This window comes from Nonlabens xylanidelens (genome assembly GCF_002934445.1).
GTDB classification, from domain to species: domain Bacteria; phylum Bacteroidota; class Bacteroidia; order Flavobacteriales; family Flavobacteriaceae; genus Nonlabens; species Nonlabens xylanidelens.
Map to the genome: position 1 here is coordinate 37,582 of NZ_PTJE01000002.1, position 23,676 is coordinate 61,257.

Consider the following 23,676-nt stretch of genomic DNA (forward strand, 5'->3'; position numbering starts at 1 on the left):
AGTTTTTCATCTGTTCAAGGAAAAAACAATCCGGATCAAAATCGTATTTTTGAGATAATCATATAAATCCTTTAAACTCAATATATTCATGAAATATCTTAAAATTGCTGGTTGCATATTTGCTGCCTCTCTTACGTTTTCTTGTCAAGAGAAAATAGAAAAGAAACAAGAAACGGTTAAAACTGAAAAAGTAATAGATTTCAATTACAATGTCACAGAATTTGCTGACATAGGTGTTTTACGTTATCAAATACCAGGTTGGGAAGAACTCACTTTAAAACAACAAAAATTAGTCTATTACCTAACTCAAGCAGGTTTAAGTGGTAGAGATATTACTTGGGATCAAAATTATCGTAACAATTTAGTTATAAGAAAAGGTTTAGAAAGTATCTATACCAATTATAAAGGTGATAAAACAACTGAAGAATGGCAACAATTTGAAACCTACTTAAAACGCATATGGTTTGCAAATGGTATTCATCACCATTATAGTATGGATAAGATGAAACCAGAATTTTCTAAAGAATTTTTAGTTACTTTATTGAGAGATCAAAGTCTAATTATGCCATCTGAAGCAGTAGATGTCATGTTTAACGATAAGGATTCTAAAAAAGTAGTTCTTGATAAAGACAAAGATATTGTACTCGAGAGTGCGGTTAATTTTTATGAACCAGGAATTACAACTGAAGAGGCTATAGCATTTTATAAAAGCCAACCAGTTGATAAAGAGACACCAGTAGAAATAGGATTGAACTCTAGATTGATTAGAAAAGAGGGCAAATTAATGTCAGACGTTTATAAGAGTGGTGGTCTGTACGGTGCTGCAATTGATCAAATCATTCACTACCTAAAACTAGCACAAGGCGTTGCAGAAACGGAGCAACAAGAAAAAGCTCTAGGTTTATTAATTGAATATTATCAAACTGGTGATCTAGAAAAGTGGGACGAATATTCTATTGCATGGAGCACAAGTACAGAAGGTGCTGTGGACTGGATCAACGGTTTTATAGAAGTCTATAACGACCCTATCGCTTATAAAGGTAGCTATGAAACAATCGTACAGATAAAGGATTTTGAAATGTCACGCCAGATGAATGTCTTGAGTGAAAACGCACAATGGTTTGAAGATAATTCACCACTTATGCAAGAGCATAAAAAACCTAAAGTAACTGGAGTAAGCTATAAAACGGTAAATGTAGCAGGTGAGGCAGGAGACGCTAGTCCAGCGACACCTATAGGAGTGAATTTACCTAATAATACGTGGATACGATCTGTACACGGTAGTAAATCAGTTTCTCTTGGTAATATTATTGGTGCTTATGGTAACGCAGGTGGTTCTGGCAGATTAGATGAGTTTGCACACGATGAGAAAGAAATAGAACTTGAGAAAAAATACGGTGCCAAAGCTGATAAATTACACACAGCTCTTCATGAAGTGGTAGGGCATGCAAGTGGTCAGATTAACCCTGGAGTAGGAACGCCTAAAGAAACATTAGGTAGTTATAAATCTACAATAGAAGAAGGTCGTGCAGATCTTTTTGGGCTTTATTACCTTATGGACCCTAAGTTAGAGGAACTAGGCCTTGTCGACGACTGGAAAAATTACGGTATGGCTGCTTATGACGGTTATATAAGAAACGGTATGTTATCTCAGCTCGTACGTTTAGAATTAGGGCAGGATGTAGAAGAAGCCCACATGCGTAACAGACAATGGGTGAGTGCCTGGGTTTATGAAAAAGGTAAAGAGGATAATGTAATTGAAAAAGTGGTAAAGGACGGTAAAACTTATTATGATATTAAGGATTACGATAAATTGAGAGAGCTTTTTGGCCAACTTTTAAAAGAAACACAACGCATTACTAGCGAGGGTGATTTTAAAGCTGGACAGGCACTAGTAGAGAACTATGGTGTAAAAGTAGATCAAGATATTCATAAAGAAGTGCTAGAGAGAAACAGTAAGTTCAAAGCTCCAGCTTATAGAGGTTTTGTAAACCCTGTTATCGTTCCTACTATGGATGGTGATTCTATATCAGGTTTTTCTATTGAACAACCTAAAAGCTTTGAAGAACAAATGCTTATGTACTCAAAGAATTATGGCCATTTAGATTAAGAAATTTATAATTCCGCTTTCGCGAAAGCGAAATCACAAAAAGCACTAGAAGAGATTCTGGTGCTTTTTTTATTTCTGTAAACCAAATTTTATGGCAACGAGAAGTAAAATAAAAGCTATAAAGCCTATAAGTATCCAGAATACGCCTTTGTAATTTTTCTTATGTAATTTTTTATCTTTTAAATACATAAAAGAAATAATAACTACAAAAACTAAGAAAAAGCCTATTCCAAAATTAATCTGTCCACTACTGAACATAGGATCTTTTAAAACTAATGGCAATGCACTCATAGAAAACTTATTTTTACAAAATTACAAACCAATACTAGCAAATACACCATAGATATGAAGAAACAAATAGAAAGTGTCCATAAATTTCACACCGCTTTTAAATTAGGTAAGAATAGTAAACCGGTTGCTCACATCACAGAACGTAGAAATAAGTTGCGATATGAGTTGATGAAAGAAGAAAATGAGGAATATCTAGAAGCAGCACAAAATGATGATCTCGTAGAGGTTGCAGACGCTTTAGGAGACATGCTTTATATTCTATGCGGTACAATTATAGAACATGGAATGCAAGATGTCATAGAAGACGTGTTTGATGAAATACAACGATCTAATATGTCTAAGTTAGGAGAAAATGGTTTGCCTATTTATCGAGAAGATGGTAAGGTTCTAAAAGGGCCCACTTATTCAAAGCCTAATTTTGATAAGATTTTAAAGAATTTTATGTAAAAAATTTAAAATAGAGTAGTGTAAGTGGCTTCTTATTTTGAGAAACCATTATAAATAAAAAGCGAGCTATTTTAAATAGCTCGCTTTTGTAATTTATGATAAGTGTGTTTATCGTTTCAGGGCAAAATGGCCTTTAAAACTACGTCCATCACTTAATTCTACTAAGTACCAGTAATCACTAGATGGCATAGGAGTACCATTATAATTACCATCCCATCCTGCACCGGTAGGGCTTACTTGTTTTAATAATTTACCGTATCGGTCAAATATATAGATAGTAGCATCTGGTATAGTTTCTACAGCTATTACTTGCCATGTGTCGTGGTATCCATCTTGGTTAGGAGTAAAGTAAGGTGGTCCACCTATGATTACGGCATCCATCGATACTGTTCCACAACCGTTTTTATCTCTTACAAAAATGGTATAGAAACCAGGATAAAGGTTATTAAATCGCTGACTGTCTTGATATACAAAGTTGTCTAGAGAGAATTCATAATCACCACTTCCTGTTACAATAGCAGTAAGAGTGTTTGTGTTTACCTCAAACTGTCCTACATCTATACGCTCTATTACAGCTACATCAGACTCTACTACTGTAATTGTTGCTGTACTATCACATCCATCTGCATTAGTTACCGTCACTGTATAATCACCACCACTAGCAACGTCTATAGTTCTAGATGTAGCTCCAGTAGACCATAAGTAACTAGAGAATCCTGCACCTGCATCTATATTTTCTGCAACACCAGCACAAATAGTATAAGGACCTTGATCTGCAATAACTGGTCTAGCAAATACTTCTATTAAGAAACTAGAAACGTCATAACAATCAGTATTTGATGTGTTTTCAATTCTAGCATAGATTGTTTGAGATCTAGAAGTGTTTGTATAAGGAAAGGTTAATGCGTTCACATCGTTGTCAGCATCTGCCTGACTAACGTGGTATGTAACATCAAAGTCGGTAGTACTTTGTCCATTATAAATGGCAGCATCTTGAGAGCTGAAATCAAACTCTTCAAAGCCATCATTACTCACGTCATCACAACCTACTATATCTGCACCGATTCCGGCTGTAGGCTCCACACTTACTGTAAGAGTAAAGCTTGTGAAATCAGCACAAACTGGGTTTATAGCAGACTCTATTCTTACAAAAATAGTTTCTGGTGTAGTAGTGCTACTAGCATACATAGTAGGTAGCGCAGCAGTATTCATATCTGCATCGTTTTGTGATGGGTGGAAAGTGATATTGAAATCATTTGGATTCTGACCATCTAATACTTGACTATTTGCAAGACTTAGGTCAAATACTTCACTACCATCATTACCTGGATCGTCACAAGTAATCATATCTGCAACAGTATTAGCTGTTGGAGTAGGGCTTATAACAAATTGGAATGTCGTTGTACTGTAACACATGTCATTATCTGCATTATCTACTCTAGCAAATAAGTTAGGTGTAGAACTAGTTACGGCATAAGGACTTGCTAGAGGTGAAACGTTATTATCGGCATCTGCTTGAGTTGCGTGATAAGTTACATTAAAACTAGTGTTGGTCTGTCCGTTTAAAATTTCTGCATCAAACTGAGATAAGTTAACGTCTTCAGTTCCATCATTAGAAATGTCATCACATACTATTATGTCTGCAGGTGTACCAGCTAGTGGTAATGGATCTACAAAAATGTCAAACATTTCTGTATCATAACATCCGGTATTACTGTTAGTTTGTATTCTCACAAATAAAGTAGTAGAACCACTATTGTAAATAGTAGTTAATGGTGTGGCACCACCTACACTTCCTAAATCAGCATCTACTTGAGATGTAAAGTACTCTATTGTAAAGTTAGTAGCAGTTTGTGTACCTAATACTTCAGCATCTTTAGTACTAAGATCAAAGTCTTCTAATCCATCGTTAGTCATATCATCACATAATCTGTATTCAGTTACAGGGTTTGCTATAGCTTGCGCGTCTAGAATAATATTGATAGGTGTTGTGCTAGCACAAGTCATGTTATCACTATTATCAACTCTTACAAAAACAGTTGTTGTTCCTAAATTTACGGTGTAAGCTGTGGTGATTTCTGCAGTGTCATTATCAGCATCTGCTTGAGTTGGGTGATAAGAAATTACAAAGTTAGGAGAGGTCTGTCCATTTAATACCGCGGTATCAAATTGTGTAAGATCTATATCTTCAGTACCGTCGTTAGTTTCATCATCACAAAGAACTAAATCTGCAACTGTGTTTGCCACTGGTAAATCATCTACAATAAGATCAAATGTTGTTGTATCAAAACAGCTTGTGTTTATTACGTTCTCAATACGTACATACATCGTCTGGCCAGCACTACTGTACATGTCATTAACTGCAGTTGCTCCTCCCACAGTACCTAAATCAGCATCTGCTTGGGAAGTAAAGTATTCTATGTTGAAATCTGCAGCTGCTTGAGTTAACAGTATTTCAGGATTTCTAGTAACAAGGTCAAATACTTCAGAATTGTTATTTGAAATGTCATCACATAATCTATAAGTAGCTATAGGATTTGCTACAGGTTGTGTATCTAGTCTTAATTCAAACGACGTTGTATCAAAACAAGGTTCATTATTTAAATTATCTATTCGTACAAACAAAGTAGTTGTAGCAGTCAGGTCATATGAATTAGGTAGATCATTAGCACCTGTATCAGCATCTGCTTGTGAGATGTGGTACGTTATTACATAATCAGGATCTGTTTGAGTTCCTAAAACTTCGGCATCAAAATCTGAAAGTGTTATAATTTCAGAGTTGTCATTTGCAGCATCACAAACGGCGATATCCATAACAGCGTTTGCAGTAGGAGTAGACCATATAAAAAGATCTACTTCTGTGGTAGATGTACAACCACCTGGGCTGTTGTCTTGCAACCTTATAAAAATAGTCTCCATATTAGGAGTTGTGTTAGTATAAGAAGTTGGGTTCATAATAGGATTTGAAGCAGTACTTGCATCTGCAGCAGTCACATGATAAGAGATAGTAAATGCAGTTGCTGGTAATCCATTCAGAACTTCAGTTTCGGTAGTTGTTAAATCAAATGTTGATATACCATCATTATCGTCATCACAAACGACTAAATCTGTAGGTCTAGTAGCACCAGACCCTGAAGCTACTATAACATCAAAGAATCCTGTATCAAAGCAAAGACTTGAAGTAGCATTTTCTTCATTTGTGATCCTTACATAAACTGTTGTAGTACCGACAGGGAAATCATATGGCATTGTAATGCTCGATACATTATTATCTGCAGCATTTTGTGATAAGAAATACTCGATCATAAAATTAGGATCTATCTGGGTATCTAAAACCTCTGGAGATTCAGCAATTGTTAAATCTCTAGTTTCTATACCGTCACCATCACTATCACATAAAAATACATCTGCTACAGGATTTGCTATAGGATTTGCATAAATAGTTATGTCTTGAGAGGCTGTAAATCTAAAACCACCATTACGTACAACTAAGGTAACTGTATAAACTCCTGGAGCAGGAAAAGTATGAATAGGGTTAAGAACTGTACTAGTCGGTGAACCATCACCAAAATTCCAAGTTACTGTAGAAGTAGGACAAAAGTCGGCTGTAGATGCTTCAAATTGAATAGGTGTTTGATCACAAAAGTTAACCTGATTGATAGAGGCGCCGCCACTACCACCACCAGCAACAGATTCATATGAGTTAAAAGAAGGTTCAAAGAAGGAAGTTATAAAAGGAGGTAACCCTTCTCTTGAATTATTATTTAAAGGAATTCCATCGTCAATATAATTTGCAGCAGCACCAACTGAATCTGGAGATCTTATCACACCTAACCAAGGTTGACAAGCACGAGCATGATAAATTTTACCATCTATACCTAATTGTAATGCTCCTCTTTCACTATTATTTGCTCCATTTGCAGCAAAAACGAATGGAGTAGAGTTCCATCCACCTCCACTATTTATATTATATTGAAGAATTTCTCTATTAACGGATGTACTACATCCATTTCCGCCAGAAGCAGAATTAGCATTTAGATAAATTAATTGAGAATCAGGTGAAAACTCTGCACCATAAAAATGGTCAATAATATTGCTAGAAGTGGTAAGAGCAACAGGATTACTAACTACACCAGTGGCTGTGTCAAAATCAGTAAGATATGCTGTTCCAGCTGGTTCTACAGATGTGTTAGCAATTTTACTCCCATCTGGTGATAATCTTATATAACCACGAGCATCTGTAAGTGAAGATGTTACTGGAAGTGTAGAATCTACACCTCTAGAAGCAAGTATAATACCGCCGGCGGCAGGATAAGCACTATATTCTCCACCGTTTTCAAATGTCACGATCCAATAGAAAGTCCCATTATCACTTAATGTTGCGGTTACTTTTTCTTGAGTATCAGCTTGTATAAGAATATCTCTACGACCTGCGATAACGTCACCTAGTCCACCATTTAATGTCATGTCTACAATACTGTACCTTAATCCAGCAAAAGAACTTATAGTAATAACAAAATAACGGTCTGCAACACCTAAATCAGGAATAATTATGGCAGACTGTGCACTAGATCCATTTCCAGATAGTCCAGTACCATTAGCCATAGCTACACCGTTTCTATTCCATATAGTTTGCCCATCTGAATACATTTGAAGAATTCCACATTCGTCTGAGATGGTACTACAACCTTCGGCTGTGGCAAGGCTACCGGCAGGAGCTGCTACAGGTGCTCCAGAATTAAAATCTACACTAGCATTATCTCCAAAAAACCACCAGGCGGCTTCTAACTGTCCAAATGACAATATGGGAATCGATAAAAAGAATAAGAGGAAAAGTTTTTTCATGGCTTTATAGTTTTGAGAGCCGTAAAATAGTCATTTTTTTCCAATTCTATAAAATCACAATAAAATAGTTAAATTGATAAATATTTAACATTAAATTTTTAAAGGAAAAGTAATTTTCCTATCCTTGTATTATATAGATGGCCGGTCTCTTATGTAGATCTGGAATTTGTTTTTTCCATAAATCTACAGTTAATGTCTTAATGAACTCTGTAGGTAAACTTATATCACATGCTATGCATATTTTAGTCCTACTATTTAAAGAGACTAAAAGTTCTTCAATCATTTTATTATTGCGATAAGGAGTTTCTATAAAAGATTGCGATTGATTATTTTTAATAGAAAAATTTTCTAAATCTTTTAATTTTTTACGTCTTTCTTGCTTATCAATAGGTAAGTAACCGTTAAAGGCAAAATTTTGACCATTTAGACCACTAGACATCATAGCCATAAGTATGGAACTAGGGCCTACAAGGGGTTGTACTCTTATCCCTTTTTCATGAGCTATTGCAATCACGTCTGCACCTGGGTCTGCAATTCCAGGTACACCAGCTTCACTCATTAACCCCATATCTTTACCTTCTAGACAGGGTTGTAAGAATGCTGGTAACTCGCTAGATTCCGTAAACTTGTTGATAGTAGAAAAACTCAAAGTAGGTTGCGCCTTTGCTGGATGTATACTTTTTATAAATCTTCTTGCCGTTTTTTCATTTTCAACTATATAATCATCCACCATTTCAACTACTTTTTTTACTGATAATGGTAGTACCTCTAGAGGGCTTATGTCGCCTAATGTTACTGGGATAAGAAACAATCTTCCTTTTGCTTGCATGGCTTTTAATTGTATTGTGTTATTGTTGTGGATCTCGCTTTCGCGAAAGCGTAACTATTATAAATCTATAATTTGATATATCTTTTTATGGCGTATGTAACTAGCTACAAGATGTAAAACCTGGCCATGATCTTCTATAGGAGTCAAGAGACTTTTTAACATTTTAATGTCCGTCATTTGTATTCTTAAGTTTACAAACGCATAACCAGTGACTCTACCATTTTCTATCAGTATGACACTGCGCTCACTAGCTTCACGACCTTTATCAACTAATATTTTATTGGTAGCTTTAAGACTATAGGTTGTGATAATTTCATTTACTGTTTCATTAAGTAGGTCTAGGGACTCTGTAACTGCAGTATTTTGATGAATGCTTAGACTAGCATCATTGTGTGGTAATTTTCTAAATTTTACTGATGTACCGTATTTTTTTTCTAATTTTTCTAAAAAACTATAACCAGATCTAGAAGAAGAAAAGGTGATGATGTGATTAGGATCTTTAACAACTGATTTTACAAAAAAACGAGGTGTTTGATTTGTATCGTAATATATATAAAGACCGTGAGAAAAGTTATTTCTTTTAATTCTTCCATTGAGTGCAGGCGTGTGTTTTCTTATCTCAATATGTTCTTTTAAGATAGAGATCATCTCGCTACCGGTTTTTTCAAAAGTAATTTCGGCAACCTTTTTTTGAATCTCTTTTGATTTTTTATTAGAACCAGTAAATAGTTGAGTGACGCGCTTTTTTATGTTTTTGCTCTTGCTGATAAATATTATAGTACCGTTTACATCATACACATAGAATACACCTGTAGCTGCTGGTAATTGGTCTACTATTGCTTTAAGGTTAGGTTCTATTTTTAAAGGCTTAAAATGTTTTAAGCTTTTTGAAATAATTTCTTTATTAATATCCTTTTGTAATAACAACTTGAACAGTTTTACTGTTGCTAGTGCATCACCAGTAGCACGGTGTCTATCTGTTAATGGTATACCTAATGATCTGGTTAGCTTACCTAAGTTATAACTATCCTGGTCTGGCAATAGGCTTTGTGCCAACTCTACAGTGCAAAGTGTAGGGCGTTCAAATTCATAACCTAATCTATCAAATTCTAACCTGAGCATGCGGTGATCAAATCCTGCATTATGTGCAACTAGGGTAGTACCTTCTGTAATTTCTATGATTCTTTTTGCAACTTCATAAAACTTAGGCGCACGTTTTAACATGGCATTATTGATACCAGTTAATTTTACTACAAAAGGTTGTATTTCTTTTTCTGGATTAACTAGACTAGCAAATTGATCAATAATTTCATGACCATCAAATTTATAGATGGCTACTTCTGTAATGCCTTCTTCATTATATTTTCCTCCAGTGGTTTCTACATCTACTATTGCGTACAAATATTCTGTTTTAAAAGATAGAATTATCTAGTTATTTGAGTGTGTAAGCTAATAAAAAAAGCCATGTAACAAACATGGCTTTTACTTTTTTTATAATAAGATTTATTAAATCTTAGAGCCGTAGATTTTTGTGTAAAGATCTTGATAGCGTGCTTTAATATTTCTACGTTTTAATTTTAAAGTAGGGGTAAGGTGCTCTGCCTCGATAGTCCATTCTTCTGGAGTTAGTTCAAAGGTTTTAACGCGTTCCCACTTACCAAATTGTTTATTATGGTGCTCTATTTCTCTTTGAAATCTAGCAATTACTTGTTCATTTTTACAAAGATCTTCTATGCTTGTAAATGAAATGTTTTTGCGCTTTGCCCAGTCTTTAAGGAAATCAAAATTAGGCTGTATAAAGGCCGCAGGCATTTTTTCACCTTCACCTATTACCATAATTTGTTCTATAAAACGGCTTTGTTTCATGGTATTTTCTATAACCTGTGGTGCGACATATTTACCACCAGATGTTTTAAACATCTCTTTTTTACGGTCTGTTATTTTAAGGAATCCTTCAGCGTCTATTTCTCCTATATCACCAGTACGGAAATAACCATCATCATCAATAGCTTCTTTAGTTTTCTCATCGTCCTTATAATAACCTAGCATGCGCTGTGGTCCGTTGATGATTATCTCACCATCTTCGGCAATTTTAACATCGGTATTAGGCAGCATTTTACCTACGGTCCCTATTTTAAAACCTCCATTACGTAAATCGTTTACTGATATTACAGGACTGGTTTCTGTTAATCCATATCCTTCCATAACTGGCACGCCAGCAGCATTAAATACTCTTGCTAGTCTAGGTTGCAAAGCAGCACTACCACTAGCTATGGCTAGTAGGTTACCACCTAGTGCTTCTTTCCATTTTGAGAAGATTAATTTTTTTGCAAGACCTAATTTACGTTCATACCACCATCCATTTGCTCCGTAAGGTTCCCATTCTAGACCTAAATCTACAGCCCAAAAGAACAATTTCTTTTTAATCCCTGTTAAATCCGTACCCTTTGCGATAATCTTGTCATATACCTTTTCTAATAATCGAGGTACAGCACTCATTACTTCTGGTTTTACTTCTTTAAGATTATCAGATATCTTATCAATAGATTCTGCAAAATAGATTCCTGTACCGGTATAGATATACATATATTGTAACATGCGTTCATATATATGACAAACCGGTAGGAAGCTCAAAGATTTTGAAATTCCGATTTCTATAGGTAAACGACTAGAACTGTGCATCGCATTACTAGCAATGTTCTCATGAGATAACATAACACCTTTAGGACGTCCAGTTGTACCAGATGTATATATTAAGGTAGCTAGATCTTCTATCTTAATAGTAGCCATTATTTCTTCCAGCTCTGACTGATTGCTGTCATCTTTACCTAATTCTTTTATTTCTTCCCAACTTTTACAACCAGGGATGTCGTCAAATGAATATACTTCTATTAAAGAAGCAACTTCATTTTTAATGTTCATGACTTTATCATAAACTTCTTTATCAGAAACAAATACGTATTTTGATTCACTATGATTTAAGACATAAGCATAATCTGTTTCTGAAATAGTAGGATACACTGGTACGTCTTGCGCACCTGTTTGCATAATACCTATATCCATAATATTCCACTCGGTTCTATTTGTAGTAGAAATAAGTGCAATTTTATCATTCTTTTGTATTCCTAACCTTAATAAACCTCTTGAAATCGAGTTAGCTTGCTCGACAAAAGATGCCGTTGAAGTTTTAACCCATACACCATTAACTTTAGAAACTAGAGAATCTTCACGTGGATATAATTCTAGTTGATAATGGGGGAAATCGAAAAGTCTTTTATATTGCATGTTGTCCATTTAGATTTTTATACGGCTTAAATATAAGAAATAGGCTGCTTATTAAAATGATAAAAAAACAAATAAATTATCACGATTAATGTAATTATAGGCTCTTAGGGCTAGTCTTTTTAGTGAGTTTGTGAATTTTCCACATGTTTGTAGTCTCAATTAATAATATGGTCTAGACATAAGTTGTATGCTTAAAATATTTTTAAATTATTCCTCTAATCTATAGTTTTAATAAGCTGTAGAAGGTAAATAGTGATTTTTAATACCTTGATTAACAATAATGAAGGTGATAATTTTCAATGTACTATTTGATATTAAATAGGTAGCTGATTATTTAATAAAATTAATTTTAATTATAGAATTTTTTCCTAAAAATACCGATGAACAACAAATATTTTATGATGAACTATCTATGAAAGAAGCATGGTACGATAGATTAAAAAAATTAATTTGAATCACTCAATAATAACATTAATTAACCATATTACCTGGTTCATTTCTCACTACAGGCGACAAATTTATTATGTTAAGAATAGTTTTCCTGGCTTAAAAATTGACTTTTTTAATTAATATCTCTATAAAAAAAACCACCTAAATCTTTCATTTAAGAATAGGTGGCCATTATTATAAAATGCACTATCGAATTTTAAACTTCTACAGAATCTGTTTGATTCCTGAAGACCAATTCCTTCTCAAAAGCATCTACCAAAACGATACTGTCTGAAGCTATTTTTCCAGATAAAATCTCCTTAGAAAGTTCATTAAGCACTTCTTTTTGGATGACGCGTTTTACTGGTCTTGCACCATACTGTGGATCATAACCTTTTTTAGCTAGCAGTTCGATCGCTTGATCTGTGGCATCAATTATAATTCCTTGTTGTGCAAGAAGTTTGCTAACGCCTTTAAATTGTAAGCCTACAATTTCCTTTATTTCTTCCTTATTTAAAGGTGTAAACATGACAATATCATCGATACGGTTTATAAACTCTGGACGTACACGTTGTTTAAGAACAGCGAGTACCTCGTTTTTTGTAGAATCTATTAAGCTTTCTATTTCTCCATTAAAATTCTCAAATTTTTGTTGGATAATATCAGCACCCATGTTAGATGTCATGATAATAATCGTGTTTTTAAAATCTGCAACACGTCCTTTATTATCAGTTAATCTTCCTTCATCTAGAACTTGTAGTAATATATTAAAGGTATCAGGATGTGCTTTTTCTATTTCATCTAGTAATACCACGCTATAAGGTTTTCTTCTTACCGCTTCAGTAAGTTGTCCACCCTCGTCATAACCTACATATCCTGGAGGTGCACCTACTAGACGGCTCACACTATGTCTTTCTTGATATTCACTCATATCGATACGAGTCATAGAATTCTCATCGTTAAATAAATACTCTGCAAGTGCTTTGGCTAGTTCTGTTTTTCCTACTCCTGTAGTACCTAAAAATAAAAAGGACCCTACCGGTTTTTTCTGATCTTGTAGACCAGCGCGACTTCTTCTTACAGCGTCACTTACCGCTTGTATAGCCTCACTTTGTCCTACTACACGTTCATGAAGTTCTTCTTCTAGCTTGAGAAGTTTCTCTCTATCACTTTGTAACATTTTAGTTACAGGAATACCAGTCCACTTGGCTATTACTTCAGCAATATCTTCATAAGTAACCTCTTCTTGTATGAGGTTATTAGAATTGTCATTTGCTTCCATTGCAGCTTGTAATCGGTCTAATTCTTCTTGAGCTTGTTTGATTTTACCATATCTCAACTCTGCCACTTTACCGTAGTCACCATCACGCTCTGCACGGTCGGCCTCTAGTTTAAAGTTTTCTATGTCCGTTTTTGCATTCTGAATATTATCAACGACACTTTTTTCATTCTCCCATTGCGCATTAAGTTCGTTACGAGATTCTTTAAGGTTTGCCACCTCAGATCGTAAGTTCTTTAATTTTGCTTCGTCATTTTCTCTTTTAATAGCCTCGATTTCTATCTCTAGTTGCATGATTTTACGATCGAGTACATCCAGTTCTTCTGGCTTAGAGTTAATTTCCATACGCAGTTTTGCTGCAGCCTCGTCCATTAAATCAATAGCCTTATCTGGCAAGAATCTATTAGTAATATAACGTTGTGATAATTCTACAGCACCTATTATAGCCTCGTCTTTTATTTGAACTTTGTGGTGCGTTTCATACTTATCTTTAATACCTCGCAGTATAGAAATAGCACTTTCTGTATCAGGCTCATCTACCACTACTTTTTGAAAACGTCTTTCTAAAGCTTTATCCTTTTCAAAATATTTTTGATATTCATCTAGTGTAGTGGCACCTATTGCACGCAACTCACCACGAGCTAGGGCAGGTTTTAAAATGTTAGCAGCATCCATAGCACCTTCACCGCCACCAGCACCTACTAGGGTATGAATTTCGTCTATAAATAATACGACATTTCCAGCACTGCTAGTTACTTCTTTAATTACCGCTTTTAAACGTTCTTCAAATTCTCCTTTATATTTTGCACCAGCTATAAGTGCTCCCATATCTAGAGAAAATATTTGTTTATCCTTAAGGTTGTCTGGTACGTCACCAGCCACTATACGGTGAGCGAGACCTTCGGCTATTGCGGTTTTACCTACTCCAGGTTCTCCTACTAGCATAGGGTTGTTTTTTGTACGTCTAGATAATATTTGAAGAATGCGACGTATTTCTTCATCACGTCCTATAACAGGATCTAGTTTGCCTTGATCTGCTAGCTGATTTAAGTTTTTTGCATACTTATTAAGGCTGTTGTACGTTTCTTCGGCACTTTGAGAATCTACTTTATTACCATTTCTTAATTCTTCAATTGCCATTTCTAGATTCTTTTTAGAAATACCTTGATCTTTAAGAATCTGTGCAGTTTTTGATTTACCGTCAAACATGGAGATCAATAAGTGTTCTATACTTACATAATCGTCGCCCATTTTAGTAGCGAGCGTCATAGATGCATTTAAAACACGATTCGTTTCTCTAGATAGTTGGAGCTCTCCACCTTCTACTTTAGGTAACGACGTAATTTGACTTTTAAGTAGTTGTATAATTAGGTCTAAATTCACATTCAGTTTTTTGAATAAAAACGGCAAGACATTCTCGTCTACCATAGTTATCGCAAGTAATAAATGTACGTTCTCAATTTGTTGTTGTCCGTACTCTTGTACAAGTTGCTGTGCTTGCTGCAAAGCCTCTTGGGATTTTATAGTTAATTTATTTGGATTCATATATATTGTTTTAGATGTATTATGTTATGTTGGGTAGTAGTCAATTCTTATACCTTTTTCATAAATTGACATTTAGACAGATTTATATTACATTTTAACAGACATTATGACGTGTTTATAAAAGCATTGTGAGATTTTATGACGCTATAACCTATCTTTGTATCTTAGATTATAATAAGGAGTAGAGCAGGTCTTTATTCCGCTTTCGCGAAAGCGATAAAATCAATAGCATATGGGATTTATGGACAAGCTGTTTAAATCACAGCGAGATATAGCAAAAGAAGAGATGGATGGTATTCAATGGGATACATTAGAATCCATTGATCAGTTGGATAATATTATCAAAAATTCTAGTATCAAACCCAAAGTAATCTTTAAGCACAGCACAAGATGTGGTATTTCTAGAATGGTTTTTAACCAGTTTCAAAAAGGGTATGAAAGTAACGATGACAATGTGACTTATTACTTGCTAGACCTATTATCGTATAGAGATGTAAGCAACGCCGTAGCTCAAAAATTAAATGTGGTACATCAATCACCGCAAGTAATTATTATTTTTAATAAAGAAGTGGTGCATACGGAATCTCACCATGGTATTGATATTAAAAAAGTTCAACAAATTGTAAGTAGTAAAAATTAGAAATATGAAAAAGACTACCATTATTTTAGCACTCACTGCGACATTGTTCCTTTCTTCTTGTGCTACAAATGTATTCACTGGTAAAAAGACATTAAAGCCTATAGGAAATGATCGTCTTTTCCCGATGGCATTTTCTCAATATGATGAATTCCTTGATGAAAATAAGGTAATTACAGGTACATCAGATTCTAAAATGATCGCAACCGTAGGTAGTAAAATTAAAACTGCTGCCCAAAGATGGTTAAATGCAATAGGTCATCCTGAGTATTTAGATGGTTATGAATGGGAATATAATTTGGTTAATGATCCTGCAGTAAATGCATGGGCTATGCCAGGTGGAAAAATAGTTTTTTACACAGGTATTTTACCTATCTGTCAAGATGAAACAGGTGTTGCTATAGTTATGGGGCATGAAGTAGCACACGCACTAGCTAACCATGGTGGACAACGTATGAGTGCTGCTCAATGGCAATCCATCATAGGTACTGGAGTAGCTGTTGGATCACAAGCCGCAGGTCTAGAGTCGGGAACTCAGAATTTAATTAATCAAGCTTATGGTGTAGGATCTCAAGTGGGTGGTATGTTACCATTTTCTAGATCTCATGAGACAGAGGCAGATAAAATAGGACTGTATCTAGCTGCGATGGCTGGTTATAACCCAGATGAAGGTGCTCTTTTATGGGAACGTATGAAAGCAAATAGTGGAGGACAGTCTACTCCTCAAATATTAAGTACACATCCATCTAACGATAGTCGTATTGCTAACCTTAGAGAACTTGCTCCACTTGCAAAAGCAGAGGCAGCAAAATATGGTGTAACTTCATTTAAATAATAAGTTTAATCTATACATAATGTATAGTTAATTTAATAATCATACTTTTAAAGGGTTCTTAATAGAACCCTTTTTTTATGAAACAAATTTTACCTCGAGGCTCTAAAAAATTATTGAATGCATGGGCATTCTATGATTGGGCTAACTCAGTTTACTCTCTAGTAATCAATAGTGCTATCTTCCCTATATTCTATGCTTATATAAGTATGAAAGCATATGAAGAAGGAAAAGTCCCAGAAATACTCAAGGACGTTAATAATGAGTCTATAATAATAGTTACTACAGCTATTGCTTTTTTAATAGTTAGTATTATATCACCCATTTTATCTGGAATAGCCGACTACTCTGGTAAGAAAAAACGTTTTCTTCAATTCTTTTGTTATCTAGGTGCATTGAGTTGTATCGGTCTATCACTATTCAGTTTTGATTATTTGTGGCTCAGTTTACTGGTTTATATGCTTGCCTTGATAGGTTTTTGGGGTAGTCTAGTATTTTATAATTCTTACTTACCAGACATCGCTTTTCCAGAACAGCAAGATTCTATAAGTGCCAAAGGTTTTTCCATGGGTTATATAGGTAGTGTTATACTCCTTATTATATGTCTTGTTTTAATAGAAGGTGGTTTTTATCCAAAAGACGGATTACTGTGTGAAACTTCCTTAGAAAATTATGTTTTCAATTTAGATCCTGTGCAACTATCTTTTATTCTAGTAGGATTATGGTGGATGGGGTTTGCGCAATATACCTATAGATATTTGCCTTTAGGAACTAAAAAGGATAGTACCCAAGTAAAGAACATTTTTACTAATGGTTTTCAAGAACTGAAGAAGATATGGAGTAATCTTTCTGAAGACCTACAAATGAAGCGCTACTTAGGAGCATTTTTCATATACAGCATGGCAGTACAAACAGTTATGCTAGTCGCTACTTATTTTGGTACAGAAGAAGTAGAGTGGGAAGAAGATGGGGCAACCATGGGATTAATAATCAGTATACTTCTCATACAGTTAGTGGCTATATTAGGAGCAGGGTTAGCTAGTAAGCTTTCGCGAAAGCTAGGTAACATCAAAACTCTAATCGTCATCAATATCTTATGGGCGGTTATCTGTATTTATGGTTATTTTGTGGTATCACCTTTACAGTTTTATATAACGGCTGGTTTTGTAGGTCTTGTAATGGGGTCTATACAATCCTTATCTAGAAGTACGTATTCAAAAATGATTCCTGATGGTAATCCTGATACGGCTTCTTATTTTAGTTTTTACGACGTCGCAGAAAAAATAGGTATCGTTATAGGGATGCTCATATTTGCTATAGTAGGTGAATTAAGCGGTTCTATGAGAGAACCTATATTATTCTTAATAGTTTTCTTTATATTGGGAATCATATTACTAGCTAGAGTACCTAAAATCAAAATTAAACAATAGATTTAAACTACTATAAAATAATACATGATAAGTTTTGCTTATAGTAGATTTGATTTTAACAGTTGTAATCTTAATAAACACTTTTAGAATTAAAATATATTTGAACCATCTAATTAATAAAACACGGTAGTTATGAGTGATAATAATTCAAAAGTCTGGGATATAAACGATTCTCAAGATATTTCAAAATGTCCATTTATGGGCGGTGGTGCAACTAGTACTGCTGGACAAGGAACAAAAAATAATGATTGGTGGCCTAACCAATTAAGATTAAATGTTCTGCGTCAAAGCGCTACAAAATCAGATCCTATGGATCCAGATTTTGATTATGCAGCAGCATTTAAAAGCCTCGATATAGACGCTTTGAGAAAAGATTTAACTCATTTAATGACCGATTCTCAAGACTGGTGGCCTGCAGATTATGGACACTACGGTGGATTATTCGTTAGAATGGCATGGCACAGTGCTGGTACTTATAGAGTAGGTGATGGTCGTGGTGGCGCAAGTATAGGTAATCAACGTTTTGCTCCTTTAAATAGCTGGCCAGATAACGGTAACCTAGATAAAGCAAGATTATTATTATGGCCACTTAAACAGAAATACGGTAAAAGTATCTCATGGGCAGACCTTATGATCCTTGCAGGTAATGTTGCTATGGAATCTATGGGATTAAAGAAATTAGGTTTTGCAGGTGGTCGTGTAGATGCATTTGAACCAGAACAAGATGTTTATTGGGGTAGTGAGACTACATGGTTAGGTAATGAAGAGAGATATGAAGATGGTGAGTTAGAAGGATTATTAGGAGCCTCTCACATGGGATTGATCTATGTGAATCCAGAAGGACCTAATGGGAATCCTGATGCGGTAGGTAGCGCACATGATATAAGAGAAACTTTTGGCCGTATGGCAATGAATGATTATGAAACTGTAGCACTTGTTGCAGGTGGTCATACATTTGGAAAAGCACACGGTGCAGCAGATCCAGAAAAATACACTGGAGCAGAACCTGCTGGTGCTAAGATTGAAGAAATGAGTACGGGATGGAACAGTTCTTATGGTACTGGTCATGGAGATGATACCATTACTAGTGGTCTAGAAGGAGCATGGACACCTAACCCAGATAAGTGGGATCACGATTACTTCAGAGTATTATTAGATTACGATTGGGAATTAACTAAAAGTCCTGCAGGTGCTCACCAGTGGAAACCTACTGCTGCTTCTAATGCAGACCAGGCTCCTATGGCTGGTGACGCTTCAAAACGTCAGGATCTTATGATGTCTACAGCAGATATTGCTCTTAAGACTGATCCAGAATACTTGAGAATTTCTAAGCACTTTAGAGATAATCCAGAAGAATTTGAAGATGCTTTTGCAAAAGCGTGGTTTAAATTAACTCACAGAGATATGGGACCATCTTCTAGATATTTAGGTGATCATGTACCAGAAAAAGAAGAATTATGGCAAGATCCTATTCCTGCTGTAAATCATGAATTAGTAAATGAAGAAGATCTTTCATCCTTAAAAGATCAAATTCTTAGTTCTGGACTATCGGTTAACGAGATGGTTGCAACAGCATGGGCTAGTGCATCTACTTATAGAGATAGTGATAAACGTGGTGGAGCAAATGGTGGTCGTATAAGATTATCACCACAAAATCAGTGGGAATCAAACAATCCAGTAAGATTAAGAAAAGTACTTGATGTTCTAGCTGATATTCAAGAAGCATTTAATGCATCTCAAACTGGAAACAAACAAGTTTCCATGGCAGACCTTATCGTACTTGCAGGTAACGCAGGTGTAGAAAAAGCTGCAAAAGACGCTGGGCACGATATCACTGTACCATTTACAGCTGGTAGAGGAGACGCTACACAAGAACAAACAGATGTAGAATCTTTCACTTATTTAGAACCTCGTGCAGATGGTTTTAGAAACTACATCAACAGCTCGCAAAAAAATGCTGGTGAAGATTTATTAGTGGACAAAGCTAGTTTGTTAGGACTATCTGTTCCAGAAATGACTGTTTTAATAGGTGGATTAAGAGCAATGGATGCTAATTATGATCAGTCTAACTACGGTGTGTTTACCGATACACCTGGACAGTTAACAAACGATTACTTTGTCAATGTGTTAGATCTTAGTACGACATGGAAGTCTAAGTCATCTTCAGATTTATTATTTGAAGGTCGCAATCGCAAGACCGGTGATTTAAAATGGACTGGTACTCGTGTAGATCTTATCTTCGGTTCTAACACAGAGTTAAGAGCTATTGCAGAGGTTTATGCAAGTAGTGATAGTAAAACAAAAATGGTTCATGACTTTGTAAAAGCATGGAATAAAGTAATGAATGCAGATCGTTTTGATGTAAAATAAACATCAGTATTTGGATAAAACAAAATCCCCAAATCATTAATTTGATTTGGGGATTTTTATTATATATAATTTAATCTATAATATTAGATCTTTGTAATATCACCGCTACCCAACACACTTTTTTTAACTGAGCTAGTAGAGCCTTTATACATTAAATCACCAGAACCTACTATGGACGCTTTAAGTTCGCCACCTGTGCAGTAAACAGATACGTCACCGCTACCAGCAATAGAGGCATCTACATTGTTGGCTTTTAAATTTAATGCGTCGATATCACCGCTACCAGCAACATTAGCATCTAGGTATTCTGCACGGCCTTTTAATGTAACATCACCGCTACCAGCTATATTTACTTCTAAATTTTCTGATTCTACTTGTGCAGTGATATCACCGCTACCTGCAACAGATATATCCATATTTCTAGATTTTAAATTCATATGGCTCGTGATATCTCCACTTCCAGCCATACTTAATGCGTTGATAGACTCTACATTTACAGTCACATTAATGCCTTTACGTGTACTGTAGTTAGTACCATCTTTAAGACCTATTTCTAGTTTATTACCTTTAACCTCGATCTCTATATATTCCATAATATTAGATTCGGCCTCTACGGTTATGGTACCTTCTTTTCCTTCTACAAGGATAATATCGATACTACTTTTACCAGATATCTTATCATAGTCAGAAGTATTAAAGGTTTTTGTAATTACTTCTCCGTTTCCTTTAATTCGTTTATTGCTTCCCCACCATTGAGCATTTGCACTATTAAATCCTAAAATGGCTACTAGAAGTATGATGATATGTTTCATGTTATTGTTATTAAGTTAGTTGTTGTTTTATTTTTAGTTTTTTCTAAGACTTACACCACCAAAGCTTGATCTTATATTGATTACAGACGTAGCGTTTTTATCTTTATGATAACCAGATTTTTGCTTTTCGGTGCTATTATTTTCTGAGTCGGTAACCGTTAAATCGTCTGATAGTTTAATACTCGCAAACTCTGTGTCTATGTCAAATTTAAAAGCTGCCTCTGGATGAAAATTGACTTTAATGTTTGTGTATTCACTTTTAATGACCGCATCTTTAAAATTAGGACTCAATTCTTCAATAGTTATCGATCCAAAATCAGTTACCAGGTTAACACTTTCTTTAATATGTCCTAATTTGATAGTAGAATAATCGCCTCTACCTACTAGCTTTATAACATCTTGAGACTGTATAGTTGAGAAATCACCATTAAATTTAATGTTTTTAACATTATCAAACTTTGCCTTAGTATAATCACCACTGTAATCTACTCTTTCAGCACCATGTAGTTCAAAACCGCTGAAGTCAGCTCTAATCGTTCCCGATTTCATGTAATCGATATGAGAGTTTTTAGTATAGTCAAAGCTAAGTTCGTTATCACTCGCTAGTAGCTGTCCTATATCAAGTCTACCAAAATCACACTGGATTTTTGCATGACCTAACAATCTATCTATGGAAACAGAACCATAATCGTTGCTTATATCTACCGCGGCAGTCACTGGCATTCTAATGATATAATCTATTTTCATATTAGAGCTACTATTAGAATTACTACCTCCCATAAGCGTGCTCCACAAACTACTACTGTTGTTATTCTTCTTACGACTTGCATCAGTTCTTGCACTCACAATGGACGATGTTGCACTAAAATCAACATCTATACCTTTGAGCTGTTCTATAACTTTTTGCTCATTATTACCACTTACTTCCACATTAATATCTATGGAAACAGTGGGCTTGTCCCATGTAGTAATGGTTATGTTACCGAACTCGTTTTGAATATCTACCATACAGTTTTTATTAACTGTAAAGGTTTTACTCAATTTTTTAGTCTTGGTGTATTTTCCATAGCCAGGACCGGCTATAAGCATCGCTGGTAATAAAAACAGCAGTACACTAAGTTTATATATATGTTTCATCTTCTTGTTCTTTTAAATTTTTCAGTTGTTCTATTTGCTCCAGAGCAGTTTCTAATAAATCGATTCTATTTTGAAAATTCTGTATCATAGCAGCGATAACGGTTTTACTATCATTGTTAGTAGCAAAGTCTGCTTCTATCGTTTTATAATCCAGTTCTAATCTTGCCAGTGCTGTTTTAGTTGCTGTAACAATACGAGCAGCTTCTGGCGATTGTTCTTTATTTAATCTTTCTAGTTCTTCATTTATAGTACTCGTAAAAAAGTCTTGCGCTTGTGCCATTTCTGGTGACACGCTAGACAGTCCATTATCTACAGGGCTAGAAGGAACCAGGTTTAAACCTGTAAAACCTAATAAAATTGCTAGTCCAGCCACTAGCGACCATTTAAACCAGGAGTTCATTTTTATAACCTCGTTACCTTCATGATCTCCATCATTATCTTCAGTAGCAATAGGTATAATCGAATCGTCTACTTCTTCATGATTATCGTTGCAAGCTTCTTCTAGCTTATCAAAAAATCTATTTCTATGGCCACTAGGTAGTGATTCTGTATTAAAATCTTGATCTGCAAACCATTCTTCCATGTTCTTTTTCATATCAGTTGCATTTTATTTCTCAGGCTTTCTTTTGCTCTAGAGATGGTAGTTCTACACATCGCATTAGAAATTCCCATAATCTCACTTATCTCTTCATTATCCATTCCTTCTATAAGGCTTAGGGTTAGAACCTGTCTGTAATTATCCTTTAAAAGTTTCATTACTTCCAGTACTTTTTTGGCAGTCATACCAGCAGCTTCCATATCTATTTGTTCGTCTGCTTTGTTTTCCATTTCATAGGCTACATCGTCATAATCTACTTTAGGCATTTTATTTTCCTTTTTCAATTGTGTAAGGCTGTTGTTCACTACTATTCTTTTTAACCAGCTGCCAAAGGTTGCCTCTCGGTTCCATTGTTTCATCTTAGCAAACGCAGTTATCATGCTATCTTGCATAATATCTTCGGCAAGTGCGGTGTCTTTTACGATTCTCAATGCGACATGATACATACCATTTGCATACTGATCATAAACGCGCATTTGTGCCTTGCGATCGCCTCGTTCACAGAGGTTATAAAGTTCTATTTCGGTTGTTTTTAAGATCACTTGGTTAGTGTTACGCTTTAAAGATGCAATTTATTCTAGCATGTTACACTTCATGGCAAGGATTTTGAAAAATTATTCATCCAGCACTTGGTGTAAAATGAGTAAAGCCATCATTCTAGATACTATAATAGTAGTTTAATAGTTTGATAATCTGTTTTTTAAAGGTTGTAATTCCGCTTTCGCGAAAGCGAATTTATAATAAACATCGTGCTCAAATTAATTTTAAAAAATAAAAGCCAACAGTCTATATGACATTGT

The 23,676-nt window shown here is 35.0% G+C and carries 16 protein-coding genes; 6 read left to right on the top strand and 10 right to left on the bottom strand.

Features of this window, described 5'->3' with window-relative positions; genetic code table 11:
• Positions 1-88: 88 nt before the first annotated feature.
• The gene (locus LY01_RS05250) at positions 89-2,110 is read left to right on the top strand and encodes a dipeptidyl-peptidase 3 family protein (protein WP_104514786.1); all 2,022 of its coding nucleotides are present in this window, start codon (positions 89-91) and stop codon (positions 2,108-2,110) included.
• 69 nt (positions 2,111-2,179) lie between these two features.
• On the opposite strand, the gene LY01_RS05255 is transcribed toward LY01_RS05250, so the two are convergent.
• Positions 2,180-2,401: a hypothetical protein gene (locus LY01_RS05255; RefSeq protein ID WP_317044685.1), complete on the bottom strand. Its 222-nt coding sequence runs from the start codon at positions 2,399-2,401 to the stop codon at positions 2,180-2,182.
• Between the two features lie 54 nt (positions 2,402-2,455).
• On the opposite strand from LY01_RS05255, the gene LY01_RS05260 reads away from it, so the two are divergent.
• Positions 2,456-2,848, top strand: a complete 393-nt coding sequence (locus tag LY01_RS05260) for a pyrophosphohydrolase domain-containing protein (protein WP_104514787.1) — start codon at positions 2,456-2,458, stop codon at positions 2,846-2,848.
• A 108-nt stretch (positions 2,849-2,956) separates the two neighbouring features.
• Here the strand turns inward: LY01_RS05260 and LY01_RS05265 are convergent, their stop codons facing one another.
• The 5 genes from LY01_RS05265 to clpB all read right to left on the bottom strand — a co-directional run bounded on the left by LY01_RS05265 (position 2,957) and on the right by clpB (position 15,060).
• Complete coding sequence (locus LY01_RS05265; RefSeq protein ID WP_104514788.1) at positions 2,957-7,693, bottom strand: T9SS type B sorting domain-containing protein; 4,737 nt, start codon at positions 7,691-7,693, stop codon at positions 2,957-2,959.
• Positions 7,694-7,811: 118 nt separating this feature from the next.
• Positions 7,812-8,522 carry an SAM-dependent methyltransferase gene (locus tag LY01_RS05270; RefSeq protein WP_104514789.1) on the bottom strand — a complete coding sequence of 237 codons (711 nt, stop codon included), beginning with the start codon at positions 8,520-8,522 and terminating at the stop codon, positions 7,812-7,814.
• 57 nt (positions 8,523-8,579) lie between these two features.
• Entirely contained in the window at positions 8,580-9,923 is a 1,344-nt protein-coding gene (locus LY01_RS05275; RefSeq protein WP_104514790.1) for an exonuclease domain-containing protein, read from the bottom strand.
• Between the two features lie 105 nt (positions 9,924-10,028).
• On the bottom strand, positions 10,029-11,807 hold the full coding sequence (locus tag LY01_RS05280) for an AMP-dependent synthetase/ligase (protein WP_104515191.1): 1,779 nt from the start codon (positions 11,805-11,807) through the stop codon (positions 10,029-10,031).
• A 646-nt stretch (positions 11,808-12,453) separates the two neighbouring features.
• Complete coding sequence (gene clpB / locus LY01_RS05285) at positions 12,454-15,060, bottom strand: ATP-dependent chaperone ClpB (protein WP_104514791.1); 2,607 nt, start codon at positions 15,058-15,060, stop codon at positions 12,454-12,456.
• Positions 15,061-15,292: 232 nt separating this feature from the next.
• On the opposite strand from clpB, the gene ytxJ reads away from it, so the two are divergent.
• The 4 genes from ytxJ to katG all read left to right on the top strand — a co-directional run bounded on the left by ytxJ (position 15,293) and on the right by katG (position 20,329).
• On the top strand, positions 15,293-15,700 hold the full coding sequence (gene ytxJ / locus LY01_RS05290) for a bacillithiol system redox-active protein YtxJ (RefSeq protein WP_104514792.1): 408 nt from the start codon (positions 15,293-15,295) through the stop codon (positions 15,698-15,700).
• A 4-nt stretch (positions 15,701-15,704) separates the two neighbouring features.
• On the top strand, positions 15,705-16,532 hold the full coding sequence (locus tag LY01_RS05295; RefSeq protein WP_104514793.1) for a M48 family metallopeptidase: 828 nt from the start codon (positions 15,705-15,707) through the stop codon (positions 16,530-16,532).
• Between the two features lie 77 nt (positions 16,533-16,609).
• Positions 16,610-17,959, top strand: a complete 1,350-nt coding sequence (locus tag LY01_RS05300) for an MFS transporter (protein WP_104514794.1) — start codon at positions 16,610-16,612, stop codon at positions 17,957-17,959.
• 132 nt (positions 17,960-18,091) lie between these two features.
• On the top strand, positions 18,092-20,329 hold the full coding sequence (gene katG, locus LY01_RS05305) for a catalase/peroxidase HPI (RefSeq protein WP_104514795.1): 2,238 nt from the start codon (positions 18,092-18,094) through the stop codon (positions 20,327-20,329).
• An 83-nt stretch (positions 20,330-20,412) separates the two neighbouring features.
• Here katG and LY01_RS05310 read toward each other — a convergent pair whose 3' ends face one another.
• The 4 genes from LY01_RS05310 to LY01_RS05325 are packed head-to-tail and all read right to left on the bottom strand — an operon-like array spanning position 20,413 to position 23,352.
• On the bottom strand, positions 20,413-21,141 hold the full coding sequence (locus tag LY01_RS05310; RefSeq protein ID WP_104514796.1) for a head GIN domain-containing protein: 729 nt from the start codon (positions 21,139-21,141) through the stop codon (positions 20,413-20,415).
• A 33-nt stretch (positions 21,142-21,174) separates the two neighbouring features.
• Entirely contained in the window at positions 21,175-22,278 is a 1,104-nt protein-coding gene (locus LY01_RS05315) for a DUF4097 family beta strand repeat-containing protein (protein WP_104514797.1), read from the bottom strand.
• Entirely contained in the window at positions 22,262-22,873 is a 612-nt protein-coding gene (locus LY01_RS05320) for a hypothetical protein (RefSeq protein ID WP_104514798.1), read from the bottom strand. The genes LY01_RS05315 and LY01_RS05320 overlap by 17 nt, the downstream gene beginning before the upstream one ends.
• The gene (locus tag LY01_RS05325) at positions 22,870-23,352 is read right to left on the bottom strand and encodes an RNA polymerase sigma factor (protein ID WP_104515192.1); all 483 of its coding nucleotides are present in this window, start codon (positions 23,350-23,352) and stop codon (positions 22,870-22,872) included. Before LY01_RS05325 ends, LY01_RS05320 begins: the two co-directional genes overlap by 4 nt.
• Between the last annotated feature and the right edge of the window lie 324 nt (positions 23,353-23,676).